The 26,281-nt window shown below is 61.3% G+C and carries 24 protein-coding genes, 1 tRNA gene and 3 pseudogenes; 18 read left to right on the top strand and 10 right to left on the bottom strand.

Translation table 11 applies throughout. The features are described 5' to 3' along the window. Positions 1-31: 31 nt before the first annotated feature. Complete coding sequence (locus tag AVO45_RS05355; RefSeq protein ID WP_082688671.1) at positions 32-1,246, bottom strand: CaiB/BaiF CoA transferase family protein; 1,215 nt, start codon at positions 1,244-1,246, stop codon at positions 32-34. Further along, entirely contained in the window at positions 1,230-1,517 is a 288-nt protein-coding gene (locus tag AVO45_RS05350) for a hypothetical protein (RefSeq protein ID WP_068344911.1), read from the bottom strand. The genes AVO45_RS05355 and AVO45_RS05350 overlap by 17 nt, the downstream gene beginning before the upstream one ends. A 171-nt stretch (positions 1,518-1,688) precedes the next feature. On the opposite strand from AVO45_RS05350, the gene AVO45_RS05345 reads away from it, so the two are divergent. Then, on the top strand, positions 1,689-3,470 hold the full coding sequence (locus AVO45_RS05345) for a tetratricopeptide repeat protein (protein ID WP_157770102.1): 1,782 nt from the start codon (positions 1,689-1,691) through the stop codon (positions 3,468-3,470). A gap of 50 nt (positions 3,471-3,520) precedes the next feature. On the opposite strand, the pseudogene AVO45_RS05340 reads toward AVO45_RS05345, so the two are convergent. Then, a pseudogene (locus AVO45_RS05340) lies at positions 3,521-3,814 on the bottom strand (integrase core domain-containing protein); the annotation flags it as partial. A 137-nt stretch (positions 3,815-3,951) separates the two neighbouring features. On the opposite strand from AVO45_RS05340, the gene AVO45_RS05335 reads away from it, so the two are divergent. Next, on the top strand, positions 3,952-5,208 hold the full coding sequence (locus tag AVO45_RS05335) for an IS110 family RNA-guided transposase (RefSeq protein WP_068344909.1): 1,257 nt from the start codon (positions 3,952-3,954) through the stop codon (positions 5,206-5,208). Positions 5,209-5,444: 236 nt separating this feature from the next. Here AVO45_RS05335 and AVO45_RS19325 read toward each other — a convergent pair. Then, positions 5,445-6,277 (bottom strand): annotated as a pseudogene (locus AVO45_RS19325) (IS3 family transposase); the annotation flags it as partial. A gap of 205 nt (positions 6,278-6,482) precedes the next feature. Here AVO45_RS19325 and AVO45_RS19320 point away from each other — a divergent pair. The 3 genes and pseudogenes from AVO45_RS19320 (at position 6,483) to AVO45_RS05310 (ending at position 8,389) form a co-directional block, all read left to right on the top strand. Then, positions 6,483-7,601 (top strand): radical SAM protein, encoded by a 1,119-nt coding sequence (locus AVO45_RS19320; protein ID WP_082688669.1) that lies wholly within the window; start codon positions 6,483-6,485, stop codon positions 7,599-7,601. Positions 7,602-7,738: 137 nt separating this feature from the next. After that, positions 7,739-7,963 (top strand): annotated as a pseudogene (locus AVO45_RS05315) (transposase); the annotation flags it as partial. Between the two features lie 195 nt (positions 7,964-8,158). Beyond that, positions 8,159-8,389 carry a hypothetical protein gene (locus AVO45_RS05310; RefSeq protein WP_068344905.1) on the top strand — a complete coding sequence of 77 codons (231 nt, stop codon included), beginning with the start codon at positions 8,159-8,161 and terminating at the stop codon, positions 8,387-8,389. A 319-nt stretch (positions 8,390-8,708) separates the two neighbouring features. Here AVO45_RS05310 and AVO45_RS05305 read toward each other — a convergent pair. The 4 genes from AVO45_RS05305 to AVO45_RS05290 all read right to left on the bottom strand — a co-directional run bounded on the left by AVO45_RS05305 (position 8,709) and on the right by AVO45_RS05290 (position 12,403). After that, positions 8,709-8,785: transfer RNA gene (locus AVO45_RS05305), tRNA-Arg, on the bottom strand. A 63-nt stretch (positions 8,786-8,848) separates the two neighbouring features. Further along, positions 8,849-10,234, bottom strand: a complete 1,386-nt coding sequence (locus tag AVO45_RS05300; RefSeq protein ID WP_068344904.1) for an ATP-binding protein — start codon at positions 10,232-10,234, stop codon at positions 8,849-8,851. A 15-nt stretch (positions 10,235-10,249) separates the two neighbouring features. Continuing rightward, positions 10,250-11,668, bottom strand: coding sequence for a dihydrolipoyl dehydrogenase family protein (locus tag AVO45_RS05295; protein ID WP_068344903.1), 1,419 nt, complete (start codon positions 11,666-11,668; stop codon positions 10,250-10,252). A 3-nt stretch (positions 11,669-11,671) separates the two neighbouring features. Beyond that, positions 11,672-12,403 carry a TVP38/TMEM64 family protein gene (locus AVO45_RS05290; RefSeq protein WP_068344902.1) on the bottom strand — a complete coding sequence of 244 codons (732 nt, stop codon included), beginning with the start codon at positions 12,401-12,403 and terminating at the stop codon, positions 11,672-11,674. A 298-nt stretch (positions 12,404-12,701) separates the two neighbouring features. Between AVO45_RS05290 and rpmH the strand changes: the two genes are divergently transcribed. From rpmH to AVO45_RS05225, 13 genes are all read left to right on the top strand, one after another. Next, positions 12,702-12,836, top strand: coding sequence for a 50S ribosomal protein L34 (rpmH, locus tag AVO45_RS05285; protein ID WP_005980833.1), 135 nt, complete (start codon positions 12,702-12,704; stop codon positions 12,834-12,836). Positions 12,837-12,865: 29 nt separating this feature from the next. After that, on the top strand, positions 12,866-13,291 hold the full coding sequence (gene rnpA / locus AVO45_RS05280) for a ribonuclease P protein component (RefSeq protein ID WP_068344901.1): 426 nt from the start codon (positions 12,866-12,868) through the stop codon (positions 13,289-13,291). Continuing rightward, positions 13,288-13,542: a membrane protein insertion efficiency factor YidD gene (gene yidD, locus AVO45_RS05275; RefSeq protein ID WP_068344900.1), complete on the top strand. Its 255-nt coding sequence runs from the start codon at positions 13,288-13,290 to the stop codon at positions 13,540-13,542. The genes rnpA and yidD overlap by 4 nt, the downstream gene beginning before the upstream one ends. Positions 13,543-13,641: 99 nt before the next feature. After that, positions 13,642-15,267, top strand: a complete 1,626-nt coding sequence (locus tag AVO45_RS05270; RefSeq protein WP_068344899.1) for an acyl-CoA dehydrogenase family protein — start codon at positions 13,642-13,644, stop codon at positions 15,265-15,267. Between the two features lie 38 nt (positions 15,268-15,305). Beyond that, complete coding sequence (ttcA, locus tag AVO45_RS05265; protein ID WP_068344898.1) at positions 15,306-16,175, top strand: tRNA 2-thiocytidine(32) synthetase TtcA; 870 nt, start codon at positions 15,306-15,308, stop codon at positions 16,173-16,175. Positions 16,176-16,247: 72 nt separating this feature from the next. Beyond that, the gene (locus tag AVO45_RS05260) at positions 16,248-17,789 is read left to right on the top strand and encodes a putative bifunctional diguanylate cyclase/phosphodiesterase (protein WP_068344897.1); all 1,542 of its coding nucleotides are present in this window, start codon (positions 16,248-16,250) and stop codon (positions 17,787-17,789) included. A 125-nt stretch (positions 17,790-17,914) separates the two neighbouring features. After that, the gene (yidC, locus tag AVO45_RS05255) at positions 17,915-19,744 is read left to right on the top strand and encodes a membrane protein insertase YidC (RefSeq protein ID WP_068344896.1); all 1,830 of its coding nucleotides are present in this window, start codon (positions 17,915-17,917) and stop codon (positions 19,742-19,744) included. Then, a complete protein-coding gene (locus tag AVO45_RS05250; protein WP_068344895.1) occupies positions 19,741-20,478 on the top strand; it encodes an MOSC domain-containing protein in 738 nt (245 codons plus the stop codon). Before yidC ends, AVO45_RS05250 begins: the two co-directional genes overlap by 4 nt. Beyond that, the gene (gene yihA, locus AVO45_RS05245; RefSeq protein ID WP_068344894.1) at positions 20,475-21,128 is read left to right on the top strand and encodes a ribosome biogenesis GTP-binding protein YihA/YsxC; all 654 of its coding nucleotides are present in this window, start codon (positions 20,475-20,477) and stop codon (positions 21,126-21,128) included. Before AVO45_RS05250 ends, yihA begins: the two co-directional genes overlap by 4 nt. Before the next feature lie 83 nt (positions 21,129-21,211). Then, entirely contained in the window at positions 21,212-22,075 is an 864-nt protein-coding gene (gene argB, locus AVO45_RS05240) for an acetylglutamate kinase (protein ID WP_068344893.1), read from the top strand. Between the two features lie 57 nt (positions 22,076-22,132). After that, entirely contained in the window at positions 22,133-22,927 is a 795-nt protein-coding gene (locus AVO45_RS05235; RefSeq protein ID WP_068344892.1) for a sterol desaturase family protein, read from the top strand. Beyond that, positions 22,924-23,589, top strand: coding sequence for a ferredoxin (locus tag AVO45_RS05230; RefSeq protein ID WP_082688668.1), 666 nt, complete (start codon positions 22,924-22,926; stop codon positions 23,587-23,589). Before AVO45_RS05235 ends, AVO45_RS05230 begins: the two co-directional genes overlap by 4 nt. After that, entirely contained in the window at positions 23,574-24,071 is a 498-nt protein-coding gene (locus AVO45_RS05225) for a SixA phosphatase family protein (protein ID WP_068344890.1), read from the top strand. The genes AVO45_RS05230 and AVO45_RS05225 overlap by 16 nt, the downstream gene beginning before the upstream one ends. Positions 24,072-24,128: 57 nt before the next feature. On the opposite strand, the gene AVO45_RS05220 is transcribed toward AVO45_RS05225, so the two are convergent. Continuing rightward, positions 24,129-24,920, bottom strand: a complete 792-nt coding sequence (locus AVO45_RS05220; protein WP_068344889.1) for an amino acid ABC transporter ATP-binding protein — start codon at positions 24,918-24,920, stop codon at positions 24,129-24,131. Between the two features lie 10 nt (positions 24,921-24,930). Continuing rightward, positions 24,931-26,280, bottom strand: a complete 1,350-nt coding sequence (locus tag AVO45_RS05215) for an amino acid ABC transporter permease (protein ID WP_068344888.1) — start codon at positions 26,278-26,280, stop codon at positions 24,931-24,933. Between the last annotated feature and the right edge of the window lies 1 nt (position 26,281).

Below are 26,281 nucleotides of genomic sequence, written 5' to 3'. Positions count from 1 at the left end.
AAGCCGTGGCTTCGTCGCGCGTCGCCTCTTTTTAGCGTGGCAGACCGGCTGCTTTTGCCTCGGCCAAGGCCTTGATTTCGTCCTCAGTAAAGCCCACCGCCATCAGCTCAGAAACGGTGTGCTCGCCAACGGCCGGCGGGTTCTGCGGCTTCACCTTTTCGACGCCCTCGCTGAAGATTTGCATCGGGCTGTCGACGGTGCGGATGCCATCGGCGCCTTCGACCTCGGGGAAGCAGCCATTGGCGATCATATGTTCGTCTTGGGTGCATTCGGCGGTGGTCTGCACAACCGAGAAATTCACGCCGAATTTGCTGAGACGCTCTTTGACCGTTTCCAGATCATGCGTTCCGACAATGGCCTGCATCTCGTCGAACAGCGCCTTGGCGTTCTTGAGGCGGGATTGCGGGGTTGCAAAACGCTCATCGCCTTTCAGGTGATCGGCTCCGAAAGCATCGCGCAGGTTGGCGATGTTGTCCGGGTTCATCTCCATGATGATGACGTAGCGTCCTTCCTTGGTCTTGAACCGTCCGCCAAGCACCGGGTTCGGCCACTCATCCAGATGAAATTTCGGCATCGGGTCCGTGCCCACGAGGGCAGATTGCATCATGCAGGCATTCGCCCAAAGGCCGTTTTGCATCAGTGAGGTGAACACTTCCGAACCGTTGCCGGTGCGTTCGCGGTGGTAGAGGCCACCCAACACCGCGCCGGCAAGCGTCGCAGCGGTGCCCAGATCCCCCAGACCAACGGGCAAAGCGACGGGGTCGCCGTCTTTTGGGCGCAGCTCCTCCATGATGCCGGTTCGCGCATACCAGGCCGTCGCGTCGAAACCGGGCGCGTTCTTGTCCGGCCCTTCCAGTCCAAACCCGTTGATCGAGGCGTAGACAATCTTGGGATTGACCGCTTTGATGTCCTCGTATGTGTGATTGAGCGACTCCTGCACCGGACGTGGCGAGTTCGTCAGGAATACATCCGCCTTCTCAACCAGCTTGTTCAGCGCCGCCTGGGCCTCGGGCTTTTTCAGGTTCAGCGCCACGGACTTCTTGGTGCGGTTCTGGATATAGGTTGTCCACGGGATCTTGCTGGGCGGCAGGCCCGGTGTCATGTGGCCGTAACGCCAAGGATCGCCGCTCAGCGGTTCCACCTTGATCACCTCTGCGCCGAGATCGGCAAGGATCACCGTCGCGTTGGGCGCTGCCGCCATTGACGCTACCTCGATCACCCTGATTCCACTAAGTATTCCTGCCATCGTCTTTTATCCTTTGCTTGAACGACTGCACGAAGGCTGCACGCGTCTCTCTACCGAGGTAGTCAAGGAACTCATCCTGCAGCCTGTCGTAGATTTTCTGGTATTCGTCGGCCCGGTTCGGCATGTCTTTCCACCGTTCGCGCGCAGCCTCGGCTATCGCCATTTCCTCGCAAATCGACCGAAAATCCGCGTCTTCGCGGTGCAAGGTCCGAATAGCCTTTTCGAGCCGCGGAAATCGCCAGATCAGTGTTTCAAGATATGTCTTTGCCATTGATGCGCTCCTTCGTTCAGATAGGCAGGGAAGATCGCCCTCGTGAACGTTGAAACATGTAGCAACATATGAATTATCACTTTTTGTCAGCGGCTTGCTCAATGCGGTGGGACCTGCCAAAGTTAGCTGCTAACTTGCCTCTCGATCTCCACCGACATCACAAAGTCCCAAATGACGCGTCGCCCTGAAACCTATAGTCATACGCCGATCACCAACGAAGAGGTCCGTCGGCAACTGAAACGGATCCTTGGATTTCCCGGCTTTCAGGCCAGCGGTCGGCGTCGCGACATGCTTGCTTATGTCGTGGAAGAGGCTCTGGCTGGACGAGCATCTGGCATCAAGGCCACGACAATCGCGATGGCAGTATTCGACCGGGGGGGGGATTTCGACCAGCAATCGGACCCGGTAGTCCGGCTCGAAGCCCGCAAGCTTCGTCGCGATCTCGATACCTACTACGCCGATGCCGGCCGCGGCGATCCGATCCGGATCAGCATCCCCAAGGGACGATATGTGCCGAAATTCGAAGCCCTGACCGCGCCCGATCCAACCGGGAATAGCCCATCTGTCCAAGAAATACCCGCCGTTCCGCCCGAGCCGGAAGCGGGCGTTGCAGATATACAATTGTCCCAAGAAGGCGCAACTTCATCGCGGAGGCGCCGATTTGCCGTGGTTGCCGTTGCCGTTCTGGCACTTGCTGCCGTCGCGATAGGCGCGATTTACAGAACTGAGGACAAGGCCACTACTGGCCCGGATATCCCTGTTGCCGGTGCCAGCATCCTGATTGAAGGTTTCGAAAGCCGGGGTACAGATGAATTGACCTCGCTTCTTGCCGCAGGCCTTGCGCAGGAAATAGCGGCGGCCCTTCTGAAGTTTCCGGACCTGAGCGTTTATCTGGAGCCCACCGGGCCCAGCCAGCCCCAGGCGGCACGGTCGCGTCCGAATACGCAATTCGTCGTGACAGGGACCGTCTGGCAGCAGGACGATACATTGCTGGTCAGTACCACGCTTAAGCGCAACGAGGATCAGAAGGTCTTATGGAGCGAACGCTACTCGGAGGGGCCGGAAAACCGGAGCATCACCGAAATACAAGATGAAATCTCTTCGCAGATCGCCACCGTGGTTGGGCAATCTTATGGCCGGCCATTGAATGAGGCCCGAACGCTTGCACTCTCCCATAGCGCGACATCGAGCCTGGATGCCTATGCCTGTGTCGCTCGCGCACAGATCTACCGGCGGACCATTCGCACCGAAGAATACCAGGCCGCACGCGATTGCCTCGAAAACGCCGTACGCGAGGACCCCGACTACGCCCGCGCCTGGGCGGTGCTCGCCTACCTGCGCATGGATGCGGCCCGCTTCGGTTACGACGATACGCTGGCTGAGGGTGAGAAATTCGTTCCGGCACGCGAGGCCGCCATGCGTGCCCTCTCTCTCGCTCCGAAGGATATTGATGCCCTCCGAGCACTTTCCCACATTGAGTACTACGAAGGGGATTTCGATAGTTCGATCGACTATGCACAGCAGGCGGTCGAGGCGAACCCTAACGACCCGGACGCGCTCGCAAACCTTGCCTACAGACTGGGCACGCGCAACCGTTTCGAGGAAGCCGTGCCCCTTATGGAGCGCGCCATCGCGCGCTCGGTCCAGCCTGTGCCCTTCTACTACCACATCATTGCGATGAACCACATGATGAGGGGGGATTGGGAGGACATGCTTGAGGCCGCAAACCATTCCGTCGCCGATGGATCGAGTGTCAGCTACGCACTGCTCGCAATCGCCCACGGCGCCCTCGGCAACGAAACCGCGGCCCGGAAGAACCTGGACAGGATGGCGGAACGCTGGCCGCTGCTTGCCGAGGATCCAAAGGCCGCTTTCGAACTCCACAACGTGGAGTCCGAGATCATCGAAGAAATTGTTTCCGGTCTGGAGCAAGCTGGGCTGAAAAAAAACTGACTAAACATACTCCTCCTGGCGTGCCCCCATCGGGTGGTCCGGTTTGATTGTTAGTGCATCGTCGGCCTCTGGTCCATCGGCACGATGCTTTCGGGCGCAGGCGGGCGGTAGCCCAATGCGCTGTGCGGCCTGACGGTATTATAGTGGACGCGCCATTGTTCGATCAGGATTTGGGCTTCGCGCAAGGTGTAGAACAGCTCGCCATTCAGCAGTTCATCCCGGAACCGGGCATTGAAGCTTTCGCAGTATCCATTCTCCCAGGGTGATCCTGGCTCGATGTAAGCTGTCTTGGCGCCGACGGCGGTGATCCAGTCCCGCACCTTCTGAGCAATAAATTCCGGCCCATAGCACGTCGGGAAGAAGAGCTGCTGAGAGGTTATGGCCACACGCGGAGCCGTCAAATAGCGCAGCGGGTGGCCATAACCGGGTCTCAGGTCTCAACAGTGGTTTTGCGTAAACCACACCGCTGAGGAGACCGGCTATGACCGCCACCAATTCTACCAGCTCGACCTTGCAGGTCGCCATCGACATTTCCAAGCACCGTCATGAGGTATTGATCGGTGTTCCCGGCAAGAAACGCCGCCGTCGAATGACAATCATGAACACGTTGGAGGACTTCGAGCGTCTGAGCGGGATTCTTTCCAGCTACGATCTGCCGGTGAGGATCGGATTCGAGGCGACGGGCAATTATCATCGGCCCTTGGCGCATCACCTTGGCCAAGCCGGGTTCGAGCTGAAGCTCGTGTCCTCCGTCGGACTGGCCCGGACCCGCGAGGCCCTGCACAACAGCTGGGACAAGAACGATCCGAAGGACGCCCAAGTCATCCTGCACATGTTGGAGATCGGCGCCGTGCAGTTCTTCCACGACCCGTTGGTCACCGGCACCGCCGACATTCAGGAGCTTTCGAAGACGCACGAGATCGTCTCGCGTTCGAAGACCGAACTGTGGCATCGCATCCTGACGCATTACCTTCCGCTCTACTTTCCCGAGGCGGAAAGATTCCATCGCAGCTCGCGAACCGACTGGTTCCTGGCGTTCCTTGAGAAGTACCCGACGCCACACATGATCTCAGCCATGAGCCGCGAAGCCTTCGTTGCTGATGCCTGGCAGGTGGTCGGCCGCAAGGTCTCCAAAGAACGCCTGCTTTCCGATATTTACGCGACGGCGATTGGGTCTGTGGGGTTGCCAGTTCACCCAGATTCCGACGCCGTTCGCATGTTCCGCCTCGTGCTGGCCGAAGGCCGCAGCTTGATCCGACAGCGCGACGAGATCGAGGCGCGGGCCGTCGAGCTTTTATCCAACCATCCGGATTACCGGCTGCTGACCACCATCCCAGGGATCGGGCCGATCAACGCCCTGACCATTCTCGCCGAAGCCGGTGACTTGCGTCGCTTCCGGCATCACCGGCAGTTCCTCAAGTTCTGTGGCATGGACCTCGCCACCGTGCAGTCCGGCATGTTCCGCGGCCAGAGCCGGATCTCGAAGTACGGCAATGCCCGGCTGCGCCGAACCTTGTGGATCGCCGGACAGGTTGCCGTTCTCAAACGCACCAACAGCTTTCGCGACAAGTTCGAGCGCTACATCGCACGGGATCGACACAACGCCCATCTGCGCCGCAAGGCCTACACCGCCATCGCGGCCAAGATGGCGCGCACCGTACACGCCGTGGTCAAACATGGCGAACCTTATCGTCCTTTCTTCGAAGGGGCGAGCCCAGGCGGAAGGACCCTTGTCTGATAAGAGCCGTGGAGGCAGTTCGCTGACCTCGTAGACAATGTTCAGGTCTTCCGCTTGGGATTTTGGATCTCGTCTTAAGGACGGTGAGGGCCGCCATCGCGCGTACCCTGTGTTTGCTATGGGAGAGACCGCTTCTTGACGGCGGAGACCGTCTGGGCAACCATAACAGAGCATCCGGGCAACCGAATACTCCATGACCTGCTGACCTAAGCAGCCAAATTTTCCCGACATAGGACGTTGTCGGACCGGATGTATTCCGGCGGGCCGCGCAGAATGAACAGATCGGTCAGCGCATCCAGCACGTCCGTTGAGTTGAGCTTGCGATCGACGCGGATCATCAGAGCCTCCCTGGTGTATTCGTCGATGATGTTCAGTGTGCGGTAAGCGCGCCCATCTGCGGTGCGATCCTGCACGAAGTCATAGGACCAGACGTGGTTCGGCCGTTCGGGTCGCAGACGCATGCATGACCCGTCGTTCAGCCAAAGCCGCCCTTTCTTCTTCTGCTTCGGTGGCACTTTCAGCCCTTCACGCCGCCAGATACGCTCGACCCGCTTGTGGTTCACATCCCAGCCCGCGTTGTTCAGCAGGCCGGTTACCATGCGATAGCCATAGCGCCCGTATTGGTCAGCCAGCGCAATGATGTCGTCGGTCAGGCGATCTTCATCAGCCCGGCCCTGGGGCACCTTACGCTGCGTCGATCGGTGCTGACCAAGTGTGCGGCAGGCGCGGCGCTCAGACACGCCCAGTTCCTGCCGCACATGGTCGATGCACTTTCGGCGACGTGAAGGGCTCAGAAGTTTCCCTTTGCAGCCTCGGTCAGAATAAGCTTGTCCAGCGTCAGGTCCGATACCGCCCGCCGCAGCCGCTGGTTCTCCTTCTCAAGCTCTTTCAGCCGGGCAAGCTGAGACCGCTGCATCCCACCATAAAGCTTCCGCCACCGATAGAACGTCTGCTGCGTCACGCCGATCTGGCGCACCGCCTCAGCAATCGTCGCGCCTTGCCCTTGCAGGACTTCAACCTGACGAAGCTTCGATACGATCTCTTCTGGCTTCTCACGTTTTCCAGCCATCGCTGATCCTCCAGTTTGTGGGATAATCTATCCCAGTTGGTGGACCACTTTCAGGGGGCTACTCCAGTAGGATGGCGAATTCTACACCATGGCTAAGGCGCAAATTTATCGGTGCACGCAATCGCTGGGTTCGGGCCGTCAAGAATTGGACTGGAGATCAGCGCGCGTTGATAGAGTAACGATATAAATTTGGGAAATTGCAATTATGCGAAACATTACGCGATCAATTGAAAATGGGCTCAAGAAAACCTTTCGAAACACACCTCTACGCGACCCGCTTAAAGCGATCAAAGACAGCTATGATCGTGGTTACCATGAACTTGCTCTGCGCCATCCTCACCTCATCAAGCCAGTACCCGACTCGCTCTTCATCACCTTAACCGCAGATTGTAATTTGCGCTGTAAAGCTTGTAACTATGGTCGCGATTTCATGCCGCAACAGCAACTGCCGTGGTCTGTGGGCGAGCGTCTAATAGATGACGCTAAAGAGCTTGGCTTTCGAACGATCCGCCTCTACGGGGGCGAACCACTTCTGCACAAAGATATCGAAAGATACGTTAGGCGTATTGCGGATCACGGAATGGACCAATTCATCACGACCAATGGGATATTGGTACGTAAGAAGATTGACAAATTGGTAGACGCTGGCCTCAAGAAAATCTCGTTTGGCTACTATGGTACGGGCGATGTTTACGACGCTTATGTTCAACGCAAAGGCGCTTTTAAAGTTATGAAACAAGGCGTCGAGGCAGTGCGAAAAAACCATGGCCCGGAGCAACTGCGTGTGCGCTTTGACTTTTTACTAATACGGCACACCGCAAATATCGACACCATCAGCAGAATGTTGCGTTTCGCACAGGAAATGCAGGCCGAGGTGTTTATCAATCTGGTTCACTATTCACTCCCTTACTTTAAATCTGGCGCTGAGGCCGAGAAATTCTCTTTCGATCAAAGAGATCATAGTGTCTTAGTTGAGATTTCGGAGCGCCTAATTGAAGTCAGGCGCAAAAAACCTGGCCTGATCGCGAACTCGGAACGCGGTCTGCGATCCATTCCAGATTGGCTCATAAAGAAAGAACGCATGAAAGTTCCTTGTACTGCTTATGACCTCATATGGATTGGAGCCGATGGTAGCGTACAACTATGTTATGTGACATTCAAATTAGGAAATTTACACACCAATACGCTTTTGGAGCTTTTGCAGACCGAAAAACATCGAAAAGCAGAGCAAAACGCGTTTAAATTAAATTGCCCAAATTGTCATTGCGGCTACGACGCTCGGATTGCACGGCACAAGGCATCATGGTTAAAATACAGTGCGTGAAACAAGCCACAACAAACTTCTCATAGGGTAAAAGTCCATAATCCGTAAAAAGTGTCTGACGTCAGCACCTACCGGACATATTTGAGGGTATGAGCGATGGAGGATTTCTGGTTCATCGTAACCTTCATGGAGTGAAAATGAACAGGAAATCCGGAACATCGAAGGACGCCGCTGACAAGCTGGTCAGGGGCATCAAACGTAAGACGCGCAAGCATTGCTCGGCCGAGGATAAGATCAGGATCGTCTTGGCCAGTCTGCGCGGTGAGGAAAGCATTGCAGCGCTGTTTCGCCGCGAGGGCCTTGCCGAGAGCTTGTATTATCCTTGGTCGAAGGAGTTCCTGGAAGCCGGGAAAGCCCGTCTGACGAGCTGATCAGCCCCAGCTGAGTGGTCCGGCTCGATTGTTAGTGCATGACCGGCCTGCGGTCCATCGGGACGATGGTTTCAGGGGCCGGTGGCCTCCACACAAATCGGAGAGAAGCGTTTTCAGTGCTCGTTCGCGAAGGTCACGTCCGGGCACATGGTGTAATTTCAGCGCCGTCAACGATGTAATCCCGAAATGCTGAACGCAATCGTCAGCAACGACGATAACCTCAGTTACGGAAACAGTGTCAGCATCCACACCGGAACGGATGAGGCAGTCACCGCCGTCACCGGTCACGGGAGCGAAGAGCTACGCGATTTGATCCTCGACGCCCGACGATCCCCCAAAGATTGGCGCAACTTCCTCGAAGCCTTCGTGTCAGACCCAGACATCACAGCCCGCGTCAAGGACAGCGGCCCGCGTTAGAAATCGGGCGGTTACCATGGAACGGCAACGATGCCCGGCATTTGCCTGCCACCATAGGACTTTATCGGTCCTGTGCTAGCCCACCTTTCGAATTGAGGCAGAAAGAAACTGGTCTTTTAACCCCACTGCAAGGTAAGGTTTGACAGTCTTCCTTTGGGTTACTTTATTAGTTTGCAACCCGCAATCATGTGGGAATGACGACCGATGGTGCATCTTCGATCGATCGCACCTAATAGCAGTCAAGCGCATTTCGGATGGCGGGCTTTTTGGCGGGTAAAACCGCTACACAGGGAAATTTCCCTTTCATTTCGGTACCAAGTGGCGGACCGAGGAGGATTCGAACCCCCGACCCCTTGATTCGTAGTCAAGTACTCTATCCAGCTGAGCTATCGGTCCGCTTGGTGAGGGGCTATTTAGACTTAGCGCCGGGGGGGCGCAACCCGATTCTTGAAAAAACTTTCAAAAAGTCCCGTCGCCCTTCGGAAGCCTTATTTCAAAGGTGGTTCCGTCCTCTCCAGTGCTCTTCAGAAGCAACTCGCCTCCGTGACCGCGCACCAGTTCCGACGAAATCGCCAGGCCCAGACCGGCGCCGCCCTTGCGAACACCCCCTTGGAACGGGGTGAAAAGGTTTTCCTGCGCCTTGGGCGGCAGGCCAGTGCCATTGTCGCGAACCTCGATACACCAGGCATTCTCGCACTCCTCGGCAGCCACGGTGATCTCGCCCGCACGGTCCGACATTTCCAGCGCTTGCCGCGCGTTCCGGACAAGGTTCATGATCACGCGAAACATCTGCTCGGGATCCGCCCGGACGATCATGTCCTCGGGCACTTCGTTGCGAATCTCGATATTTGAACCTTCCAGAGCCAGGCTCTCGCTCGACACCACGTCCTGGGTGATGTCGCGCAAGCGAACCATGGTCAGGGTCGGGGCCGGTTCCTCGGCCCTGCCAAAGGCCAGCGTGCTTTCGCATAGCGATACCGCGCGGGTGATCGAGTTGACCAGTTTCGGCGCCATGCGCCGCACCAGAGGGTCCTCGCTGGCCTCGATCCGATCGGTGAACAGCTGCGCCGATGTCAGGATGTTGCGCAGGTCATGGCTGACCTTGGCCACTGCCTCGCCCAGTTGCGCCAGACGCTCGCGCTGCTTCAAGGCGTGGGTCAGCTCGGTCTGCAGCATCTGCAGCGCCTCTTCCGCCTCGCGCAGTTCCTTCACCCCCGCGTGGGGCTGAATGATGCCATGGGCATCCTCGGGGGCACGGGCATAGCGCTGCATGTATCCGACGACCCCCTTGATCGGCCGCACCAGAAAGACACGCACCGCCAGGAACAGAAGGACCGCCGTGATCACCGAGATCACAAGGGACAACCAGAAGATGCGCACGCCATAATCGATCATGGCGTCGCGAAGTGGATCGGTTTCCATGGTGACTTCGATCAGAAGCCCGGCGTCACGCACCGGTTCGCCGATGACCCGGACGATCCGGTTCTCGGCGGAAAAGAACTGTTCGACGGCATCCCGGATCAGAACCCAGGGCGAGGCATCTCTCAGATCGAACGTGTCTGACACCTGCCCCGGGATCGGCGAGGCGAGCATCAGCTGCCGCACCTCGTCCCGCCGCAGCACGACGTTGAAGACGCCGGCATTCGCAAGAAGCTCGGCCTCGAGCTCGTTCGACAGCATGTCGTCGGCCAGCAGCGCGAGCGAGGCGATCTGGGCGCGCTCCAGACGGTCGAGCAGGAAATCCTCGCGGAACCGGGCAATCGACGGCACGAAGATCAACACTTCGGCCAACATCACGAAGACCGTCGTCAGGATCAGAAATCGGCCTGACAGCGTGTTCAGCATCGGCTCCCTTCCCGGTCAGGGAATCCAACGCTGGACGAACCTGACCACTCGTTCAACCATTTGATTCTCAAATAGCCTCGGCGAGAAATAGGCACCCGCGACGCGTTTGTTAAGCTCTCCGATCGTGGGATAGGGGGAAACCATCGCCGCGATCTGGCTCATTTTCAGATTATTGGCCAAGGCCAGCGACCACAAGTTGATCAGTTCCCCGGCCTGATGCCCCACGATCGTGGCGCCGACCGGGCACCCCTTGACCACCATGACCTTGATGAAACCGGTGGTTTTTCGCTCGGCCACGGCACGGTCGTTGTGGTGGTAGTCGAACCGGGCGATTTCGATCTTGTCGCCATGGGCGTCGCGCGCCTGTGCCTCGGTCAGGCCCACCTGCGCCAGTTCCGGATCGGTATAGGTGGCCCAGGGGATATGCGCCGTTTTGGCCTTGGAGGGCAGCCCGAACAGCGCCGACCGGATGATGACCCCCGCGTGGTAGCCGGCGACATGGGTGAATTGCAGCCCGCCCGCCACGTCGCCGATCGCATAGACCCGGCGGTTGGTGGTGCGCAGCGACGCGTCCACCTTGATCCCGGTCCGCGTGGTCTCGATGCCGGCCAAATCGAGGTTCAGGCGGTCGGTATTCGACTTGCGCCCGACCGCCAGCAACAGATGCGTTCCCGCATAGGCCGCGCCGCTTTGTGCCAGAACCTCGACCGCGCCGTCCCGGCCGCGGATTTCGGAAACCATGTCGCCTTCGACGATCTCGACACCCTCGTCGCGCAAGGTCTGGAGCACGATCCCGGCCGCTTCGGGGTCGTCCTGTCCCAGCGCCTTCATCCCTTCGATCACCGTCACCTTGCACCCCAGCCGAACATGGGCCTGCGCCATCTCCATCCCGATGGGGCCGCCGCCGATGATCAGCAGGTGGTCAGGCTTTTCCCGCAGGTCAAAGATGGTCTCGTTGGTCAGATAAGGCACGGCGTCGAGACCGGGGATCGGCGGCACCAAGGGCGAAGATCCGGTGGCGATCACGATCCGGCGGGCCGAGATCACATACTCGCCCGCCTGCACCTCGGTCGGCGAGATGAAATTCCCGTATGCGCGGATTACCCGGACGCCAAAGCCCTCGAACCGCTCCTGGCTGTCCATCGGCGCGATCTGGGCGATGACCTCGCGCACATGGTCCTTGGCCACGGCATAGTCCACCTGGGGGTCGTGATCGGCCACGCCGAACGAGGAGGTGTGCGCCTGCCCATGTGCTGCCTTGGCGCTGGCCAGCAGGGCCTTGGACGGCACGCAGCCGTAGTTCAGGCAGTCGCCGCCCATCTCGCCGCCTTCCAGCAGGGTCACGTCCGCCCCCATCTGGCTGGCGCCCGCCGCAACCGATAGCCCCCCCGACCCGGCGCCGATCACCAGGATGTCCGTCTTGATTTCCTGCATGTGTCAGACCTCTTTGCGCCCGCGCAGGGCCCGTATCACGATGGGCAGAAGGGACAGCGCACACAACCCCAGGATCGGGCCGATAACGTAGGGTTCCCACAGCAGCGACAGGTCAGGTGTCTCGCCCCGGTCGAATACTTCGCCCAGCCCGACGCCGATCCATGTATAGACGATGCCGCCCGGGATGATGCCCAGCGCGGTTGTCAGCAGGAAGTTCCGGAATTTCACCCCAACCAGCGCCGGCACCAGGTTGGCGACAAAGAACGGCACCACCGGCACCAGCCGCAGCAGGAACAGAACCGGGATCTCGTTTTCCCTCAGGTTGTCCTTGAGTTTCCTGACCGTCCCCTCCGAGGCCTCCAGCCGCGCGGTCAGAACCTCGCCCAGCCCCGCACGGGCGGCCAGAAAGATCAGCGAAGCCCCGATCGTGGCGGCGGTCACGTTGAACACGGTGCCAGCAAAGAGCCCGAACAGGAACCCGCCCGCCATCGAGGTCACGGCCGCGCCGGGCAGCGAGAACGCGACGATCAGGATGTAGGTGGCAATGAACACTCCGACCAATGCCCAGTAATTTGCGTCGCGCCACGCCAGCAGCGCCTCGCGGTTTTCGCGCAGTGTTTCAAAGCTCAGGTAATCGCCCAGCATGAAATAGCCCACGACGGCGACCACGAGAATCACCATCAGCGGGATATGGCGGGCCAATCGGCGCCGGGGGACTTCGGTTGCGTCACTCATGGGCGTTTTCTGCTCGTCTGGATCCATCCTGCTTCAACATGCGCCGGACGGGCGGGACGCAACAGCTACATCACGTCGGGTTGAACGACTCGGCTGGAAATGTGAGGGTTTCCCGCAGCAGAAGGTCGTTTTGAAACCTTTGCGGCGGCTCCGGCGCAGTTTTTGTTGCAAAAGGTGACGAAAACCGGACCCAAGGGGTTTGACTTACCCCGAACTTGCCAGTAGAGGACGGGCTTCGAACACATACCGGGAGGCGAATCCGCGCCGCACCCGACCGCAAGAGATTGGAGACGGAGCGATGAAACGCACCTATCAGCCTTCGAACCTGGTTCGCAAACGCCGCCACGGTTTCCGCGCGCGCATGGCCACCAAGGCCGGCCGCAAGATCCTGAACGCACGCCGCGCACGCGGTCGCAAGTCGCTGAGCGCATAAGCCGCCCACCGACCGACGTTCTGACGCTCATGACGCCGCCGGAGGCCCCTGTGGATGGCACCGACCAGCCCGGGGAAACGCCCCCGGCGGCGTCCGTTTGCGCGCCCGTCCGCCTGACGGTCCTGCAAAACAGATCCGATTTCCTCAAGGCCGCAAGGGCGCGCAGGCAGGGCACCGCCTCGATGATGGTGCAGGCGCGCAGGCGCGAACCGGGCGAGGCCGAGGGCATCCGCGTGGGCTTTACCTGCTCCAAGAAGGTCGGCAATGCCGTTGCCCGCAACCGCGCCAAGCGCCGCCTGCGCGAAGCCGCCCGCGCCGTCCTGCCCGGCGAAGGCCGAGACGGATGGGACTATGTGCTGATCGGCAAGGCCCATGCCACCGCCGAGCGCCCCTTCAAGGCGCTGCTGGACGATCTCCGCTATGCTTTGAGCAAGTTGCACGGGGACCGGAGATGAATGTCCTTGCCCATATCATCGCGCTGCCCGTTCGCGCCTATCGACTGATCTTCAGCCCGTGGGTCGGTTTCAACTGCCGCTATCAGCCCACCTGTTCGGCCTATGCGCTGGAGGCGCTGGAAAAGCACGGCGCGATCAAGGGAAGCTGGCTGGCCGCCAAACGGATCGGACGGTGCCATCCTTGGGGCAGCACGGGCTATGACCCGGTTCCCGATTCCGAAGGTCACACGCATACCGACGACTCTGAGTGACGTTGCGCTCTCAACCAAGTTACGCGCCGTTACGACCCGTCGGTCTTGACCGGTTTGGCCTCTGGCCGAAAACTTCGGTCAGGCAATCGCGAGGTCGTCATGCAGTCTTCAGCCCGTACTACGCTCCCCACGCACGAAGTTCTCAATCAGCCGCCCGAGCGGGGCGACTGTGATCCATGGGCCACTGACATCGCCCTGCAGGAGCATGTCGCGACATCCGGCGGCCAGACCAAGCCGCTGGAAGACTACGGCGCCACCCTTGGACGTGCCGAAATGCGCGAAGCCGGGCGCGACGCGAACCGCTACCCGCCGGAACTGAAACTGTTCGACCGCGGCGGCCGCCGGCTGGACGAGGTGCGGTTCCACCCCTCCTATCACCGCGTCATGGAGGCCAGCCAGTCGGCAGGCTATGCCGCCATCGCCTGGGAGGGCCAGCCGGGCGGTCACGTCACGCACGCAGCGATGATGTATCTCGCCAGTCAGGTCGAGCCGGGGCATTGCTGCCCGATGACGATGACCTACGCGGCGATCCCGGCCCTGGCGGCGAACGAAGAGCTCTCGGCCATCTGGCGCCCACGGCTGATGGCACGCAGCTATGACCCCTCGACGCGCCCGATCACCGAAAAGCAGAGCGCCACTCTGGGCATGGCGATGACCGAAAAGCAGGGCGGCTCGGACGTGCGCGCCAACACCACCATCGCCACCCGAGACGGCGATCACTGGCGGCTGAAGGGCCACAAGTGGTTCTGTTCCGCCCCGATGTGCGACGGCTTTCTGACGCTGGCGCAGGCGCCGGGCGGCCTGACCTGTTTCCTGCTGCCCCGCTGGCTGGACGGCGAACGCAACGCGATCCACCTGATGCGCCTCAAGGACAAGCTGGGCAACCGCTCGAACGCCTCGTCCGAGGTCGAGTATCACGACGCCCTGGCCTATCAGCTGGGCGACGAGGGCGCCGGGGTCAGAACAATCATCGAGATGGTGCACCACACCCGGCTGGACACCGCCCTTGCCCCTGCCGGGCTGATGCGGGCCGCGCTGGCCGAGGCACATCACTGGGTCAGCCACCGCAGCGCCTTTCAGCGCCGCCTGATCGACCAGCCGCTGATGCGATCGGTTCTGGCCGATCTCGTGCTGGATTGGGAAGGCGCGCTGGCGCTCGGGCTGCGCGTGGCCCAGGCCTTTGACAACGGAAACGAGGAAGAGCGCGCCTTTGCCCGCATCGGCGTGGCGCTGGCCAAGTTCCTTGCCAACAAGCGCTGCCCGGTCGTGGTGGTCGAGGCGATGGAGATCCTGGGCGGCATGGGCTACGTCGACGACACCCCGCTGCCCATGCTCTACCGCGAAGCGCCGCTGAACGGCATCTGGGAAGGGTCGGGCAACGTGATCTGCCTGGATATCCTGCGCAGCCTCGCCCGCGACCCAATGGCCGCCGAGGCGCTGCGCGCCGAGTTGCGGGCAGGGCTGGGCATCGACCGCCGCTATGACGCCGCTCTGAAGGAATACGAGGACCGCTGGCCCTCTCTGCCGCCCGAGGCCGAGGCCCGCTGGTTCGCAGAGCGGGGGGCGCTGCTGCTGACGGCCTCGCTTCTGCTGCGCCGCTCACCCGCCGCGGTCTCGGACGCCTTCATCGCCACCCGCATCGCAGGCGAAAGCGGCCGGATCAGCGGCTCGATCAGCGCGGGGGATGTCAGCGGCATACTTGCCCGGTTGGGCACCGCCCCATGACCCTTGCCCGGGGCCGGCAACTCTTGTAAGGCCGGCCCATGTTCGACGAGACTGAAGAAATCCACCCGCTGTTTGCCGGCGCGCCCTCGACCACCGAGTTCAAGAAGCTGCGCAAGCGCATCGTGCGCCAGACGCGCGAGGCGATCGAGCAATATGGCATGGTGGAACGCGGCGCCAAGTGGCTGGTCTGCCTGTCAGGCGGCAAGGACAGCTACACCCTGCTGGCGGTGCTGCACGAGCTGCAATGGCGGGGGCTGCTGCCGGTCGAGCTGCTGGCCTGCAATCTGGATCAGGGGCAACCGGGCTTTCCGGCGACCGTTCTGCCCGAGTTCCTCGAACGCATGGGCGTGCCGCACCGGATCGAGTATCAGGACACCTACTCGGTCGTGGTGGACAAGGTTCCGCAAGGCCGCACCTATTGCGCGCTGTGCTCGCGCCTGCGGCGCGGCAACCTCTATCGCATCGCCCGCGAAGAGGGATGCTCGGCCGTGGTGCTGGGCCATCACCGCGACGACATCCTGGAAACCTTCTTCATGAACCTGTTCCACGGCGGGCGACTGGCGACCATGCCGCCGAAACTGGTGAACGAGGAAGGCGACCTGTTCGTCTATCGCCCGCTGGCCCATGTGGCCGAGGCGGATTGCGAGAAATTCGCCACCGCGATGAACTATCCGATCATTCCCTGCGATCTCTGCGGCAGCCAGGACGGGCTGCAGCGCCAGCAGGTGAAACAGATCCTGGATCAGTGGGAAAAGAACTCACCCGGTCGCCGGCAGGTGATGTTCCGCGCCCTGACCAATGCGCGACCCTCGCACCTGCTGGACCCGAAACTGTTCGATTTCGCGGGGCTGACGGTCGATCCCAATGAGAAAGTCGAAAAAACCGAGGGAATTCCGCAGTTGCGTTAACGCCTGACTCAGAGTCGGGCGCCTATGGTGGGCCAGAGCGATGCTCGTCCCAATCGAAGGCCGGTGCAACCCATGCGGAACAGAACCCTTTTCATCCGATATCTTGACCGTCTCGCCTCGATCTTCATGGGGCCGCCGGCGCTTGCCTTCCTCCCTGCCCTTTCACTCGGGGCCTTCTGGCTGGGCGGTGAGGCGGCTTTGCTTCTGACGTCATTGGGGGCGCCGTTGCTGTTTGCGGCTGCCGGCGCCTTCGACGTTTCCCCGTCACCAAGACAGACAGCGCGCGACAGGATCACCGGCCTTGTCCAGCGAGACGACTTTCTTGCCGCGATGGACGAGCTACACAGCGCCACGGTCGCATCAGGGCTGAATTCCGCCTGTTTCGTCATCGCCCTGGACGAGTATCGCGACGTCGAAGAGCGCCACGGCCAGATGGCGGCCGAGATGATCGCACGGCGCAGTGGCGAACGCATCTCTGGCGCCGTCCGCGACAGCGATATCGTCGCCAGCCTGGATCGCGACCGGTTCGCCATCTGCCTGTCGCCGGTCCGGCAACTCGATCTGGAACTTTGCATCCAGCTGGCCGGGCGAATCCAGAGCGCAATCGAGGACCCGATCATTTTGAACGGCACGACCATCTATGTCTCGTGCTCTGTCGGGTTCTGCCTGCACAATCGCTCGCCGGGCGACAGCGCCCGCGACTGGCTGGACGCAACGATTGCCGCACTGGGTGAGGCGAAACAGGTCGGACCCTCGACAATTCGCTCATTTTCAAGGGCAACGCGCAATGTCGGACGCACCGATACCGATCTGCGCAAGGACATGCGGAATGCACTGGACACCGGGCAGATCGTCGCGTGGTATCAGCCCCAGGTCTCGACCGACACAGGCAAGGTAACGGGGTTCGAAGCCCTGGCCCGATGGGTGCATCCCACGCGGGGCCTGTTGGGGCCAGAATTGTTTCTTCCCATCATCGAGGAAACCGGGCTGATGGAACGCCTGGGCCAGACCATGCGCGACAACGCCCTGTCCGCCCTGAAATCCTGGGACGAGGCCGGTCTGAACATCCCGTGTGTCGGGGTGAATTTTGCCGCAGAAGAACTGCGCAACCCGGGCCTGGTCGACCGCGTTCGGTGGGATCTCGACCGGTTAGACCTTTCTCCTGACCGATTGTCCGTCGAGATCCTGGAAACCGTGTTCAGCGAGACATCGAATGACGTTATTTCCCGAAACGTGGCGGCCTTGGCCGCGTTGGGCTGTCGCATCGATCTGGATGATTTCGGCACCGGCCACGCCTCGCTTGCCTCGATCCGACGCTTTGAAGTCGCGCGGATCAAGATCGACCGCAGCTTTGTCACGAAGGCAGATCAGGATCCGCGGCAGCAGCAACTTGTCGGCGCCATCCTGACCATGGCAGAACGCCTCGACCTGGAAACGCTCGCCGAGGGCGTGGAAACCGCCGGCGAGCACGCATTGCTGGCTCAATTGGGCTGCAACCATGTGCAGGGTTTCCGGATCGCGCGGCCAATGCCTCTCGAGCACACCTTCCATTGGATTGCCGACTACGAGGAAAAACTTCGCCGGACGCCCAAGATCGGCCGTCAGACCGGCTGAAAAATACCGGGCCAAAGCCCGACTGGGGCAATTACAGCGGGTTTCGGGGCTGAATCCGCTTGACCTTTGGGGCCGCACTCTGTTGAACCCACCCTGTCTCGCATTGCACAAGGTGGCTGTCCCCGATGGACGATCAGAACAAGAATCTTCTCCTCGCAACCGCGCTCAGCTTTCTCGTGATCCTTGTTTGGTTCGTGATGTTCCCCCCGCCGGAACCGACCGCGCCGCAAGACGAAACGCCGGTCACCGCGACCGAAGCCGATGCGGTACAGACGCCGAGCGCAGCGGGAACGGATACGGGCGGCGACACCGCATCGGTTGCTGCAGAGGCCGCACCCGAAAGCGAAGCGCCGCGGGTCGAGATCGACACGCCGCGCCTGTCGGGCAGCCTGTCGCTGTCGGGCGGCCGGATCGACGAGTTGTTTCTGAAGGACTATCGCGTCTCGCTGGACGAGGAGTCCGAGATTGTGGAACTGCTGTCGCCGGTCGGGTCGCAATCGGCCTATTACGCCCTCTACGGCTGGGCACCGGGTGCGGGCCTCAAGGTCAGCGACGTGCCGGGCCCGAACACGCTGTGGAGCGTCGAGCAGGGCGAGACCCTGAACGTCGGCAGCCCCGTGACGCTGGTCTGGGAGAATGGCAACGGCCTGACCTTCCGCCGCACCATTTCGGTGGACGAGGACTTCATGTTCACCGTGACCCAATCGGTCGAGAACGCCTCGCAGGCCGAAGTGGGCATGGCCCCCTATGGCATCCTTGCGCGCCACGGCATCGGTGAGGACGCGGACCTGCCGGGGCTGAAGAACTTCTTCATCCTGCACGAGGGCGTCATCGGCATGACCGACGGGACTCTGTCCGAAATCGACTACGGCGATGTCAGGGAATTTGACATCGATCCGAACGAACGGGCGCAGGCCGAGGTCTTCCAGGTCAAGGAAAACGGCTGGATCGGCTTTACCGACCATTACTGGATGACGACGCTGATCCCCGAGCCGGGCTCGCCCTTCAAGGCCGCCGCGAAATTCGACGCCCGCCGCAAGATCTACCAGACCGAAACCGTTTTGCCGACGTTGACCATCCCGGCAGGTGAAACGGCGGAAGTCACCACCCGGCTGTTCGCGGGCGCCAAGGAGTGGGAAACCATCCGCGAATACCAGGCGGGTGGCGTGCAGAAGTTCATCGACAGCATCGACTGGGGCTGGTTCTTTTTCCTGACCAAGCCGATCTTCTGGCTGCTGCACAACCTCAACCAACTGATCGGAAACATGGGCTGGTCGATCATCGGCCTGACCCTGATCATCAAGGCGATCCTCTTCCCGCTGGCCTTCAAATCCTACGTCTCGATGGCCAAGATGAAGGAGCTGCAGCCGCAGATGGAGGCCCTGAAAGAGGCCGCCGGCGACGATCGCCAGAAGCTGCAGCAGGGCATGATGGAGCTGTACAAGAAGGAAAAGGTGAACCCCGCCTCGGGCTGTCTGCCGATCCTGCTGCAGATCCCGATCTTCTTCTCGCTCTACAAGGTGATCTTCGTCACGATCGAACTGCGCCATGCCGAATGGTTCGGACCGTTCCGTGACCTCAGCGCGCCCGATCCGACCTCGATCATGAACCTGTTCGGCCTGCTGCCCTGGGCCGGCCCCGAGCCGGGCACGCTGATGGCGACCATCTTCATCGGCATCCTGCCGCTGTTGCTGGGTATCTCGATGTGGCTGCAGCAAAAGCTGAACCCGGCGCCGACGGACCCGACTCAGGCGATGATCTTTGCCTGGATGCCGTGGGTGTTCATGTTCATGCTGGGCTCTTTCGCAAGCGGGCTGGTGGTGTACTGGATCGCGAACAACACGATCACCTTCACCCAGCAGTATCTGATCATGCGCAGCCAGGGCTACACGCCTGACGTCTTCGGCAACATCAAGTCCGGCTTCAAGAAGACACCGAAGACAGGCGACAAATGAGAGGGACCGTCACCAGCATCTGGAGGCACCCGATCAAAAGCCACGGCCGCGAGGCCCTGGACGAGGTGACAGTGAGCCCCGGGCAGACCATGCCCGGGGATCGCGTTTGGGCGGTTGCCCATGAGCTGTCCAAGGCGGATGGTTCGGAATGGGTGTCCTGCGCCAATTTCAGCCGGGTCGCCAAGGCGCCGGAACTGATGGCCATGACCGCGCGGCTGCTGGACGGCAAGGTCAGGCTGAGCCACCCCAAGCGGCCGGATCTGGAATTCGACCCCGATACTCAGGCCACAGCCTTTCTGGACTGGGTCAAGCCCCTGATGCCGGCAGATCGCGCTGCCTCGGCCCGGATCATCCGCGTTCCCGGGCGCGGCATGACCGACAGCGACTTCCCCTCTGTCACCCTGTGCAACATGGCCTCGCACCGCGCGGTGGAACAGAAGATGGGGCGCGACCTGTCCATCCACCGCTGGCGCGGGAACATCTGGTTCGACGGCCTACCGGTCTGGGAAGAGTTCGACTGGATCGACCGCGAGGTGCAGATTGGCGAGGCCGTGTTCCACGTTCGGGAACGCACCGACCGCTGCGCCGCCACGACCACGAACCCGGAAACCGGGATCAGGGACGCCGACACGCTCGGCACGCTGGAAACCTGGGGCCACAAGGATTTCAGCGTCCGCGCCGAAGTGGTGCGCGGCGGCCTGATCCGGGTCGGAGACAAGGTTGAACCGCTATGACATCCCTGCCCTTTCCCATTGCCGAAGAGCCCGATGCCGCGGCGCTCGAGGCCGGCCGCAAACTGTTTGCCGGACAATCCGAGTTTCTCAAGGGTGTCGTCGCCATGTCCGGCCTGCCAGCCCCTGATCGGCTCGAGGTCTGTTTCGCGGGCCGCTCGAACGTGGGCAAGTCGAGCCTGATCAACGCGCTGACCGGCACCAAGGGGCTGGCCCGCGCGTCGAACACGCCCGGCCGAACGCAGGAGATCAACTATTTCACCCAGGGCCCCGACCTCTACCTGGTCGACCTTCCGGGCTACGGATATGCCAATGCGCCGCTCAAGGTGGTGGAAAAGTGGCAGAAGCTGCTCAAGCAGTATCTCAGCGGCCGCCAGACCCTGCGCCGCGCCTTTGTCCTGATTGATTCCCGTCACGGCGTGAAACCGGTGGACGAAGAGATCATGAAGCTTCTGGACACCAGCGCCGTGACCTTCCAATGCGTGATGACCAAGACCGACAAGGTCAAGGCCAAGGATCGTGAAAAGGTTCTGGAGCAGGTGCGCAAGGCACTGGCCAAGCACCCCGCGGCCTTTCCCGAAATCGTTCTGACCTCGTCGGAAAAGGGCGACGGCATCCCGACGCTGCGCTCGATCATCGCGCATCTGGAATAACGGTCAATGCGCCGCATTTGGCGCCCCCGGACTTGGCAGCCCCGCGCAAAGGCCCTAACACGGGTCGTCAGAGGGACACAGCCATGAAGAAACAGGACATGAACCGGGACTGGATAGCCACCGCCGCCACGCTCAACAGCGCCCTGCCCTATCTGCAGCGCTATGACGGGGCAATCGTCGTGATCAAGCTGGGCGGGCACGCCATGGGCAGCGACGAAGCGATGGAGAGCTTTGCCCGCGACGTGGTGCTGATGCGTCAGGTCGGCGTGAACCCGGTGGTCGTGCATGGCGGCGGGCCGATGATCAACGCGATGCTGGACAAGCTGGAGATCGAGTCGGAATTCGTGAACGGCAAGCGCGTCACCGATGCCGCCACGGTGGAAGTGGTCGAGATGGTCCTGTCCGGCGTGGTGAACAAGCGCATCGTGCAGGCGATCAACGATCAGGGCGGCATGGCCGTCGGCCTTTCCGGCAAGGATGCCAACCTGATGATCTGCGAGCAGACCGACGCCTCGTTGGGATATGTGGGCACGCCCGCACGGATGAACCCCAAGATCCTGCACGACCTGTTCTCGCATGACGTGATCCCGGTGATCGCCCCGCTGGGGGCCGGGCAAAACGGCGAGACGTTCAACGTGAACGGTGATACCGCCGCCGGGGCGATCGCCTCGGCGCTGAAGGCCGATCGCCTGCTGCTCTTGACCGATGTGTCCGGTGTCAAGAACGCCGCCGGAGAGGTCGTGACCGAGCTGAAAGCGGGCCAGATCCGCGAGATGACCCGAGACGGCACCATTGCCGGAGGCATGATCCCCAAGACCGAAACCGCGCTGGATGCGCTGCACAGCGGGGTCCGCGCCGTGGTCATCCTGGATGGCCGCGCGCCCAACGCCGTGCTGCTGGAACTGTTCACCGAACATGGCGCCGGTTCGCTGATCCGCCCGGACTGACGGCTTCGTTATCCGCCCGGGCTTGTGATTTCCCATCACATGCCCAATTGTGAATGTATGGAGCACGAAGCCATCATTCGCTTGGGCGCTTTCCTGGGCCTGTTCATCATCTTTGCCTGTGCCGAGGCGCTCTCGCCGCGCCGTCCGCGCCAATACGGGCGGCCGAAAAGGTGGGCCACCAACCTGTCGATCACGATCCTCAACACCATTGTGCTGCGGCTCATGGCGATCGGCCTGCCGCTGCTGGCGGTCGGTGCGGCGCTGGATGCGGGTCAGAAGGGCTGGGGCCTGTTCAACCACCTGTCCTGGCCCGCATGGGCCGAAGTGGCGCTGTCGATCCTGATCCTCGACTTTGCGATCTGGGCGCAGCACCTGATCACGCACAAGGTGCCGATCCTGTGGCGCCTGCACCGGGTGCATCATGCTGACCGCGACATGGACGTGACCACGGCCGTTCGCTTTCACCCGATCGAGATTGCGCTGTCCATGCTGCTGAAGATCGGCCTCGTCTATCTGCTGGGTCCCAGCGTGCTGGCCGTTGTGCTGTTCGAAATCCTTCTGAACGGCACGGCGCTGTTCAACCACTCGAACCTGAAACTCCCTCTTGCTCTGGATGCGGTCTTGCGTAGGGTTCTGGTGACGCCCGACATGCACCGGGTGCACCATTCGTTGCTGAGGGAGGAACATGACAGCAACTATGGCTTTGCCCTGTCGATCTGGGACCGCCTGATGGGAACTTACGTGGCGCAGCCCGGAAAGGGGCATGACGGCATGACCATCGGTCTCGAATGGCAGGACGACCGCCCCACGAAGCTGGGCTGGAGCCTGTCGCTGCCGTTTCAGAAGAAATGAATTATGCCGAGATCGAACAGGCGGCGCACGCAAACGGACTGATCGTGATGGGCGCCCAGCACCCGCGCCTGAGCGGCGCCAAGGGGCTCGACGGCGGCACGTTGATCCTGCTGGGTGCGGCCGGGGCGTTCTGGCCTGTCCTCACGGCCGCGCCCGAATGGCGCGACGGCGGCCCTGACCCGGTTGATCGCTGGTCGACCCGCGTCATTGGCGCGATGGCCGAACGTTTCGGGGCGCAGGCGCATTTCCCCTTCGGCGGCCCGCCCTACACGCCATTCATAGACTGGGCGCTGAAATCCGGCCGCGCCTTTCTCAGCCCTGTCGGCGCAATGGTGCATGATACGGTGGGCATGATGATCTCGTATCGGGGCGCGCTGCATTTCGCGGACGAGTTCCCGATCCCCGAGGCAAAAGCCCCCTCGCCCTGCCTGACCTGCCCTGCCCCCTGCGCCACCGCCTGCCCGGTGGGGGCGCTGAATGCGGAGAGCTTTTATGATGTTGAGGCCTGCCACGGCTTTCTGGACACGGCCGAGGGGCGGTCCTGCATGACCGGGGGCTGCGCCGCCCGGCTGGCCTGCCCCCTCAGCGCCGGCGCAGGGCGCGATCCTGAACAGTCGGCGCACCACATGGAGGCCTTTCACCCACCATGCCCCGCACATTGATCCTGACCCGCCACGCCAAGTCCAGCTGGGACAACCCGGGCCTGAGCGACCATGCCCGACCGTTGAACAAGCGGGGCCGAAAATCGGCGGCGGCAATCGGAGCCTGGCTGAAGGAAAAGGGATGGCTGCCGGACGAGTTGCTCTGCTCGTCCTCCGTCCGCACCCGCGAGACCTGGGAGCGGATGGGACTCGAGGCGGAAAAGCAGGTCTTCACCGACGACCTCTATCACGCCCCGCCCGATCGGATGTTCCGGCTGCTGTCCGCGGCGACCGGGCAGACCGTTCTGATGCTGGGGCACAATCCGGGGATCGCCGGGTTTGCAGGCGCCATCGTGGAACAAGCGCCGATGCACGACCGCTTCTTCGACTACCCGACCGGCGCCACCACGGTGATCCGTTTCGGCATCGGCGATTGGCGGGATGTGAGCTGGCGCAGCGGCAAGGTGCTGGGTTTCGTCATCCCGCGCGAGTTGCCGGAATAGAAAAGGCGGGGAGAAACCCCGCCTTTACCGTTTTTCCCAAGTCGTGGGGTGCCCCACTCAGTGCCCGAGGATCTGGCTGAGGAACAGCTTGGTCCGATCGCTCTGCGGGTTGTTGAAGAACTCTTCGGGCTCGTTCTGCTCGACGATCTGGCCGGCATCCATGAAGATCACCCGGTTCGCCACCTGACGGGCAAAGCCCATCTCGTGCGTCACGCAGAGCATGGTCATGCCTTCCTCGGCCAGCTCGATCATGGTGTCGAGCACCTCCTTGATCATCTCGGGGTCAAGCGCCGAGGTCGGTTCGTCGAACAGCATGATCTTGGGCATCATGCACAGCGAACGCGCAATCGCCACACGCTGCTGCTGACCACCCGAAAGCTGGCCGGGATACTTGTTGGCCTGTTCGGGGATCTTGACCTTTTCCAGGAAATGCATCGCCCGTTCCTCGGCCTCTTTCCGGGGCGTCTTGCGCACCCAGATCGGGGCCAGCGTGCAGTTCTCGAGAACCGTCAGATGCGGGAACAGGTTGAAGTGCTGGAACACCATCCCGACCTCGGACCGGATCTTGTCGATGTTCTTGAGGTCGCTGGTCAGCTCGATCCCGTCCACGACGATCTTGCCGGCCTGATGCTCTTCCAGCGCGTTGATGCAGCGGATCAGGGTCGATTTGCCCGAACCCGACGGCCCCGCGATCACGATCCGCTCGCCTTGGTTGACGGTCAGATTGATGTCGCGCAGCACGTGGAAGGCCCCGTACCACTTGTTCATGTTGACGATTTCGATGGCGACCTCGTCGCTCACCGTCATTTTCGAACGGTCGATTTCACGTTCTACAGCAAGTTGAGACATTGGGCCCTCCTTAACGATGGCCGGTGTGGAGCTTGCGCTCCAGATACATGGAATAGCGGGACATGGAGAAGCAGAAGACGAAGAACAGCAGGGCGATGAAGCCATACAGTTCCCAGACGATGCCGTTCCAGTTGGCGTCCGCGCGGATTGCGTTGGACAGGCCCAGAGGATCCAGAAGCCCGATGATCGAGACCAGCGTGGTGTCCTTGAACACCCCGATGAAGGTCGAAACGATACCCGGGATCGAGATCTTGAGCGCCTGGGGCATGATGATCAGCCGCTGCGACTGCCAGTAGTTCAGACCGAGTGAATCGGCGCCCTCATACTGGCCACGCGGCAGGGCTGCCAGGCCGCCACGGATCACCTCGGCCATGTAGGCCGACGCGAACAGCGTCACCATGATCAGCACCCGCAGGATGATGTCGAAATCCGTGCCCGGCGGCATGAAGATGTTCAGCAGGGTCGAGGCCACGAACAACAGCGTGATCAGCGGAACGCCCCGGATGAACTCGATGAAGCCCACGCTGAGATACTTGACGATCATCAGGTCGGACTGACGACCCAGCGCCAGAACGATGCCCAGCGGCAGCGAACAGGCGATGGCGACGACACCGATGGTGATCGACAGCATGAAACCCCCGAATTTCCGGCTTTCGACCGGCTCGATGCCGATGGCCGCGATGGAGTCCATCGCCCCGACGAAATAGCCGGACAGGATAAGCCACCATATCAGGGCGGCGACCGCGCCGGCGATGATCCCCACGAGGTTGCTGACAGCCTTGTCGACGGCCGAATAGACCAGCGCGAGGTTGCTGACAGCCTTGTCGACGGCCGAATAGACCAGCCAACCGACCACGAACCCCAGCACGACCGAAATCGGCCCCCAGATCGTTCCGCCCCACAGAAGCCAGGGGAAGATGAACGGGTACAGTATGGTGAAGATCAGCAGCTTGGACGGAACCTTGTCGGAAAACAGCACCGGTGCCAGAGCCACACCGAGCAAGACAAAGGCCGCAATTGGGCGCCAGTAGAGTTCAGCCGGGTAGAAGCCAAAGATCAGCTGGATCCAGCGCTCGTTGATCACGCCCCAGCAGGCCCCTGCATAATGGCCTTCACGGCCCAGAGCGCCCAGGACTTCGCGGCATTCTGCCAGCGATCCGGCATCCCAGGTCGGCGACAGAATCCAGGGGACAAGCGCCGCCAGAACCTTGTAGACGAAATAAATCGACAACAACGTCAGGGCCGAGTTGAACCAGCCGTCGAACAGGTTGTGCCGCATCCAGCCTATGATCCCGACTTCGGATGCAGGCGGATCTTGCTCGGGGAGCATTTCGGTACGGACAAATCCGATATCAGACATC

Origin of the sequence: Ruegeria marisrubri (genome assembly GCF_001507595.1) — a bacterium.
Taxonomy (GTDB): domain Bacteria; phylum Pseudomonadota; class Alphaproteobacteria; order Rhodobacterales; family Rhodobacteraceae; genus Ruegeria; species Ruegeria marisrubri.
The sequence above is the reverse complement of the archived record's forward strand: the minus strand, read 5'-3'. Positions and strand labels throughout refer to the sequence as shown.